The following is a 6,419-nucleotide window of genomic DNA, read 5'->3' as shown; positions in this document are numbered from 1 at the left end:
GCGGCATGAAGCCGGCGATGACGGCGATCTCGTCATTTTCCTGCGCGGCTTCGCCGAGACCTTCTCCACCACGACCGCCTTGCTGCGGCCATGGCTGAAGCTCTGGCGAACCGTGCTGTGTTCGGGTCCGGCGGGTTTCTTCAGACTGAGCGTTTTACCGGTCAGGCTGATGGTCTTCTCGCCAGGGGTCTTCTCATCGGTCATTCGGTTCTGGTCCTGCGCCTAGCGGCTGGTCCTTAAGAATTTCAGTGTTTCGGCTCGTTGACGGGAGCCGGAAGTGCTCCGCCCGTCATGTCACCGGTGCGGAAAACCTCGAGGGCCGTGCAGCGCGCGAGAAAATGTGAGCTCGGCCCGCCGGCGAGCAGCGCTGCATGTACCACATTCATGCGCCCCAATGCCAAATCCAATTGTGTCGAGGTGAACAGGGCGACACGCGGCAGCCTGTCCTCCCCGTCATCCCGGCTGCGGCGGACGGCCTGGGCCATCTTTCTCACCCCGTCGTCCCCGGCATCGCTGGCGTGGACGAGCGCGGCAAGATGGCCCGACGCGATCGCCGCGTCCACCTTGGCGAAGCCCGTCACCACCGTGCCCGCCTTGTTGGCGAGCGAAAGGGCATCGAGCGCCTGGGCCTCCAGGAGATGATCGACGAGATCGGCAAGTCCCGCCGCCGCCGTCACCGGCCGCTTGAACGCGCGGGCGAACAGATTGCGCCGGACGGCCTCCTCGAGCGCCGCCCGGGTCGGCGTCAGCCAGGCCCCGCGGCCGGGCAGGCGCGCCTTGAGATCCGGCACGACGGCCTCGTCGGGGCCGACGACGAAACGCATGAGCTCGCCGGGCGTTCCCGCCCGGCGGTTGACGATGCAGGTGCGCTCGCTCGCGCCGCGGCGGACCTTGGGTCCCGCGTCGAGCCACAGCTCCTTGATGTCGTCATGCGCTGTCATCATGGGTGGTTAGCGTCTCCGAAGCTCAGGCCTCGGCCTCTTCCTGCGCCGGCTCGGCCTCGGTCTCGGCGGCGGCCTCGATCCAGCCCGCCTTGACGCGCGCCGACATGATCATGGCCTCGGCCTCGTCCTTCGACAGCTCGAAGCCGTCGAGGAAGCCGGCATGCTTGGTGGTCTGGCCGTCCTTGCGCTCGGACCAGCCGATGAGATCGTCGGGCACGCAGCCGGCGAAGTCCTCCAGGGATTTGACGTCGTTCTCGCCGAGCTTGACCATCATGGCCGTGGTCATGCCCTCGACCTCGCGCAGGTCGTCGGCAACGCCGAGCTCCTTGCGCCGGGCATCGTGCTCGGCTTCGACCTTGGCGAGATAGTCGCGGGCGCGGCGCTGCAGCTCCTCGGCGGTCTCCTCGTCGAAGCCTTCGATCCCGGAGAGATCGGACGCCTCGACATAGGCGACCTCCTCGACCGTGCGGAAGCCCTCGGAGGTCAGCAGCTGGCCGACCACCTCGTCGACGTCGAGCGCGCCCATGAACAGCTTGGTGCGGGCCTCGAACTCGGCCTGGCGCCGCTCGCTCTCCTCCTGCTCGGTCAGGATGTCGATGTCCCAGCCGGTGAGCTGCGAGGCGAGGCGGACGTTCTGGCCGCGCCGGCCGATCGCCAGCGACAGCTGCGGATCGGGCACGACCACCTCGATGCGCTCGCGGTCCTCGTCGAGCACCACCTTGGCGACCTCGGCGGGCGCCAGAGCATTGACCACGAAGGTGGCGATGTCGGGGTTCCAGGGGATGATGTCGACCTTCTCGCCCTGCAGCTCGGCGACCACCGCCTGGACGCGCGAGCCGCGCATGCCGACGCAGGCGCCGACCGGGTCGATCGAGGAATCGCGCGAGACGACGGCGATCTTGGCGCGCGAACCGGGATCGCGGGCGACCGCCTTGATCTCGACGATGCCGTCATAGATCTCGGGCACTTCCTGGCCGAACAGCTTGGCCATGAACTGCGGATGGGTGCGCGACAGGAAGATCTGCGGCCCGCGCTGCTCGCGGCGGACGTCGAACAGATAGGCGCGCACACGGTCGCCGTTGCGGAACATTTCGCGCGGGATCAGCTCGTCGCGGCGAATGATGCCTTCGCCGCGGCCGAGATCGACGATGACATTGCCGTATTCGACCCGGCGCACCAGGCCGTTGACGATCTCGCCGACGCGGTCCTTGTACTCGTCGAACTGGCGGTCGCGCTCGGCCTCGCGCACCTTCTGGACGATGACCTGCTTGGCCGACTGGGCGGCGATGCGGCCGAAATCGAAGGGCGGCAGCGTTTCGGCGATCCAGTCGCCCGGCTGGGCGGCCGGATTGCGCCGGCGGGCGTCCTCGGTCGCGATCTGGGTGGCGAGGTTCTCGACGTCGTCGACCACCAGGAGGAGGCGCGACAGCCTGATCTCGCCGGTCTTGCCGTTGATCTCGGCGCGGACCTCGGTCTCCTGGCCGTAGCGCGAGCGCGCGGCCTTCTGGATCGCGTCCTCCATGGCTTCGAGCACGATCTGCCGGTCGATCTGTTTCTCGCGAGCGACGGCGTCGGCGATCTGAAGCAATTCGAGGCGGTTGGCTGAGACGGCCATGTCTCTCTCCCCTTTAGCGGGTCGGCTTTGGTTTGGCATAGCGGCCCGGGCCTTTCGGCTGCGGGCCTCGGGGACCGGCGCTGGGCCGGCCGGGCTTCAATTTTTTCGGCTGCGGCGTCGTCCTGACCGGCCGCGGCGACGGCTGGCGGATCACCAGGATGTCGTCGGCCGCATCATCGTCGAAGGCCTCGTCGGCAGGACCGTCCGCCGCGTCCTCGTCATCCTCGTCGTCATCGAGAGCGCGGCCCGCGGCCTTGCCGCGGCGCAGCGCCTCGCGGATGAGCTCGTCGGTCAGGACCAGGCGGGCCTCGCCGATCTCCTCGATCGGCAGGGCGACCTCCGCCGGCTCGTCCTCCCTGGCATCCGTCCGCCTGAGGCGCGCCGTGGCGCCCTCGGCGCCGAGCACGATGCCCTTGAAACGCTTGCGGCCGGCCTGGGCCACCGCCATCTCGATGCGGGCCTCGTAGCCGGCCCAGCGATCGAAATCACCGGCGCGAACCAGCGGCCGGTCGATGCCCGGCGACGAGATTTCCAGGTTGTAGGCCTGGACGATCGGGTCTTCCACGTCGAGCACCGGCGACAGCGCGCGGCTCGCCGCCTCGCAATCGTCGATGGTGAAGGTGCCGTCGGGCCGCTCGGCCATGATCTGCACGGTCGAGCCGCCACCGGCCGCACCCGACAGGCGCACGCGCACCAGCCGGAAGCCCATGCCGTCGAGAACGGGCTCGACGATGGCCGCGACGCGGGCGGCCATTCCGGTTTCGACGATGAGGCGCGGGTCGTCCGCCGACAATGAGGAGCTCCAGGGCTTTGAGTGGATTCCCGAAACAAAAAGAGCGGGCCCCCGAGGGAACCCACTCTCATGATCGCGTCCAATGGACGTTATGAGATGACGTGAAGTCGGCTCTCACATACGCCGGATCGGCGGTTTTCGCAAGAGGCGCCGGCGCCCCTTGCCGAAAGCTCACTGTTCGTCGTCGGTCTCGATGCCGTCGCCGATCAGGTCGGAGACGTCGTCGCCCTCGTCCTCGTCTTCCTCGAGGAAGGCATCGTCGTCGTTGCCGTCATCCTCGACCTCGACGTCGAGATCGTCGTCGTCGACCGGCGCCGCCTTGCCCGGCGCCGCCGCCTCGTCGTCGGCCTCCTCGAGGCTGACGAGTTCGACGTCGGAATTCTCAAGCTCCGTGTCCTCTTCCTCGGCCGGAGCGGGCTTCGCGGCCGCCGCGCCGCGCCGCGCGGCCGGCTCGAACATGGCGCGCTGCAGCACCTCGCCCGTATAGGGCGAAACGATCGGGTCGCGGTTCAGGTCGTAGAATTTCTTGCCCGTGGTCGGGCAGATGCGCTTCACGCCGAGTTCGGGTCTCGCCAAAGCGGGCTCCTTCAGACAATCCAGGGCTTCTCTTGAAGGCCGGTCAGTTGGGCCCACGATGTCCGCTTGTCAAGAGGGATGAAGCGGGGGATAGAGCGCATTCGTCCGTTTGCCCGCATGGAAGGCCCCCCGATGAGCGCAACCGAAACCAAGATGCCGATGACGGCGAGGCGCGGCAAGCCTCTCGCCGGAACGGTGACCGTCCCCGGCGACAAGTCGATTTCGCACCGGGCGCTGATGTTCGGCCTCCTGACCGTCGGCGAGACCCGCATCACCGGCCTCCTGGAGGGCGAGGACGTCATCAACACCGCCAAGGCCTGCCGGGCGCTCGGCGCGCGGGTGGAGCGGACCGGGCCCGGCGCATGGTCGGTGCACGGCGTCGGCGTCGGCGGCCTGGTCCAGCCGTCCACCCCGCTCGACTTCGGCAATTCCGGCACCGGCTGCCGCCTGATGATGGGTGTCGTCGGCTGCCATCCGATCCGCGCGACCTTCGACGGCGACGCCTCGCTCAGGAAGCGGCCGATGCGGCGCGCGCTCGACCCGCTGGCGCTGTTCGGCGTGCGTGTCGTCGAACAGGGCGACGGCGGCCGCCTGCCGATCACCATCGAGGGACCGGCCAATGCCGTGCCGGTCGTCTACGAATCGCCCGTCGCCTCCGCCCAGGTCAAATCGGCCGTGCTGCTCGCCGGCCTCAACGCGCCCGGCGTCACCAGCGTGATCGAGACGGAGGCGACACGCGACCATACCGAGCGCATGCTGGCGCATTTCGGCGCCAAGGTGACGGTGACGCCGCATGGCGCCCATGGCCGGCGCATCGACCTCGTCGGCCAGCCGGAGCTGAAGCCGGCACCCGTCGTGGTGCCGGCCGATCCCTCCTCCGCCGCCTTTCCGCTGGTGGCCGCGGCCATCGTGCCGGGCTCCGACGTCACCATTACGGGCGTGATGATGAACAGCCTGCGCACCGGCCTCATCACCACGCTGATCGAGATGGGCGCGCGGATCGAGAAGCTGAACCCGCGCGTCGAATCGGGCGAGGAGATCGCCGATCTGCGCGTGACCGGCGGCCGGCTTGCCGGCGTCGACGTGCCGGCCCATCGGGCGCCGGCGATGATCGACGAATATCCGGTGCTGGCGGTGGCGGCGGCCTTCGCCGAGGGCACGACGCGCATGCGCGGCCTGCACGAGCTGCGGGTGAAGGAATCCGACCGCCTCGCGGCGGTGGCCGACGGCCTCGCCGCCGCCGGCGTCGATCACGCGATCGAGGGCGACGACCTGGTCGTGCGCGGCACCGGCCGGGTGCGCGGCGGCGGCACGGTCGCGACCCACATGGACCACCGCATCGCCATGAGCTTCCTGGTCATGGGTCTGGCCGCGGACACGCCCGTCACCGTCGACGATACCGGCTTCATCGCGACGAGCTTCCCGGACTTCGTTCCCCTGATGCGTGGACTTGGGGCGGATCTTTCATGATCATCGCGATCGACGGGCCGGCCGCATCGGGCAAGGGCACGCTGGCGCGGCGCCTGGCCGGCCACTACGGCCTGCCTCATCTCGATACCGGCCTGCTCTATCGTGCCGTCGGGCGAGCCATGCTCGACCGCGGCCTGCCGCTCGATGACGCAGCGGCGGCTGCCGGCGTCGCGGCCCAGCTCGATCTCGACGGCCTCGATCCGGAGGCGCTGCGCACCGGCCCGGTCGGCGCGGCAGCCTCCGTCGTCGCCGCCCATCCCGCGGTGCGCCAGGCGCTGATCGCCCTGCAGCGCGCCTTTGCCGCCCAGCCGGGGGGCGCGGTGCTCGACGGCCGCGACATCGGCACGGTGATCGCGCCGGAAGCGCCGGCGAAGCTGTTCGTCACGGCGAGCGCCGAGGAGCGCGCCCGTCGCCGGTTCAGGGAACTGGTCGGCCGCGGCGAGCTTGCCGACACACCCGAAGGCCTTGCCGGCGTCCTCGCCGATATCAGGCAGCGCGATGCCCGCGATTCCGGCCGCGCCGCGGCGCCGCTGAAGGTCGCCGACGACGCCGTGACCATCGACACGACCGCGCTCGGCATCGAGGAGGCCTTCGCGGCGGCGCTCACCGCCGTCGAGGCGCACCGGCCTTGACCCCGTTCGGCGCCCGCGTCCGCCAGCTGCGCGAGGCCAAGGGCGCGACGCTCACCGCCATGGCCGAGGCGATCGGCGTCTCGGCCGCCTATCTCTCGGCGCTGGAGCACGGCAAGCGCGGCCGGCCGAGCTGGTATCTCGTGCAGCGCATCATCGCCTATTTCGGCATCATCTGGGACGAGGCGGAGGAGCTCGCCAAGCTCGCCGAGATCTCCCATCCGCGCATCGTCATCGACACGTCGGGCCTGTCGCCCCAGGCGACCGAGCTTGCCAACCTGCTCGCCCGCCGCATCAACCTGCTCGCCGATGCCGAGATCGCCGAGCTGCTGTTCGTGCTGAAGTCGAAACTGCCGGGAAGCTGACAGCGGCCTGGAGAAGGCGGGTGGCAA

At 69.6% G+C, this 6,419-nt stretch carries 8 protein-coding genes; 3 read left to right on the top strand and 5 right to left on the bottom strand.

Translation table 11 applies throughout. The features are described from left to right. The 5 genes from OZ671_RS11340 to OZ671_RS11320 all read right to left on the bottom strand — a co-directional run. Positions 1 to 204 (bottom strand): translation initiation factor IF-2 associated domain-containing protein (locus tag OZ671_RS11340; protein WP_268860844.1); only part of this gene is annotated, 204 nt, incomplete at its 3' end. Positions 205 to 245: 41 nt separating this feature from the next. Further along, positions 246 to 944: an RNA-binding protein gene (locus OZ671_RS11335; RefSeq protein ID WP_268860843.1), complete on the bottom strand. Its 699-nt coding sequence runs from the start codon at positions 942 to 944 to the stop codon at positions 246 to 248. Between the two features lie 22 nt (positions 945 to 966). Next, on the bottom strand, positions 967 to 2,559 hold the full coding sequence (gene nusA / locus OZ671_RS11330) for a transcription termination factor NusA (RefSeq protein ID WP_268860842.1): 1,593 nt from the start codon (positions 2,557 to 2,559) through the stop codon (positions 967 to 969). A gap of 13 nt (positions 2,560 to 2,572) precedes the next feature. After that, on the bottom strand, positions 2,573 to 3,352 hold the full coding sequence (gene rimP / locus OZ671_RS11325) for a ribosome maturation factor RimP (protein WP_268860841.1): 780 nt from the start codon (positions 3,350 to 3,352) through the stop codon (positions 2,573 to 2,575). A 171-nt stretch (positions 3,353 to 3,523) separates the two neighbouring features. Beyond that, the gene (locus OZ671_RS11320; protein ID WP_268860840.1) at positions 3,524 to 3,928 is read right to left on the bottom strand and encodes a TIGR02300 family protein; all 405 of its coding nucleotides are present in this window, start codon (positions 3,926 to 3,928) and stop codon (positions 3,524 to 3,526) included. A 132-nt stretch (positions 3,929 to 4,060) separates the two neighbouring features. Here OZ671_RS11320 and aroA point away from each other — a divergent pair, with 132 nt between their 5' ends. From aroA to OZ671_RS11305, 3 genes are read left to right on the top strand one after another with little or no spacing between them, the layout of a single operon-like run. After that, on the top strand, positions 4,061 to 5,398 hold the full coding sequence (gene aroA / locus OZ671_RS11315) for a 3-phosphoshikimate 1-carboxyvinyltransferase (RefSeq protein ID WP_268860839.1): 1,338 nt from the start codon (positions 4,061 to 4,063) through the stop codon (positions 5,396 to 5,398). Beyond that, positions 5,395 to 6,030: a (d)CMP kinase gene (cmk, locus tag OZ671_RS11310; RefSeq protein WP_268860838.1), complete on the top strand. Its 636-nt coding sequence runs from the start codon at positions 5,395 to 5,397 to the stop codon at positions 6,028 to 6,030. The genes aroA and cmk overlap by 4 nt, the downstream gene beginning before the upstream one ends. Next, complete coding sequence (locus tag OZ671_RS11305) at positions 6,027 to 6,392, top strand: helix-turn-helix domain-containing protein (RefSeq protein WP_268860837.1); 366 nt, start codon at positions 6,027 to 6,029, stop codon at positions 6,390 to 6,392. Before cmk ends, OZ671_RS11305 begins: the two co-directional genes overlap by 4 nt. Positions 6,393 to 6,419 lie beyond the last annotated feature (27 nt).

The sequence above is a fragment of the Phreatobacter sp. AB_2022a genome, from assembly GCF_026847585.1.
GTDB lineage: Bacteria > Pseudomonadota > Alphaproteobacteria > Rhizobiales > Phreatobacteraceae > Phreatobacter.
The sequence above is the reverse complement of the archived record's forward strand: the minus strand, read 5'-3'. Positions and strand labels throughout refer to the sequence as shown.

Coding starts and splice junctions, on each gene's coding strand:
- cmk (WP_268860838.1), top strand. CDS start 5,395: ATGATCATCGCGATCGACGGGCCGGCCGCATCGGGCAAGGGCACGCTG.
- nusA (WP_268860842.1), bottom strand. CDS start 2,559: ATGGCCGTCTCAGCCAACCGCCTCGAATTGCTTCAGATCGCCGACGCC.
- aroA (WP_268860839.1), top strand. CDS start 4,061: ATGAGCGCAACCGAAACCAAGATGCCGATGACGGCGAGGCGCGGCAAG.
- OZ671_RS11335 (WP_268860843.1), bottom strand. CDS start 944: ATGATGACAGCGCATGACGACATCAAGGAGCTGTGGCTCGACGCGGGA.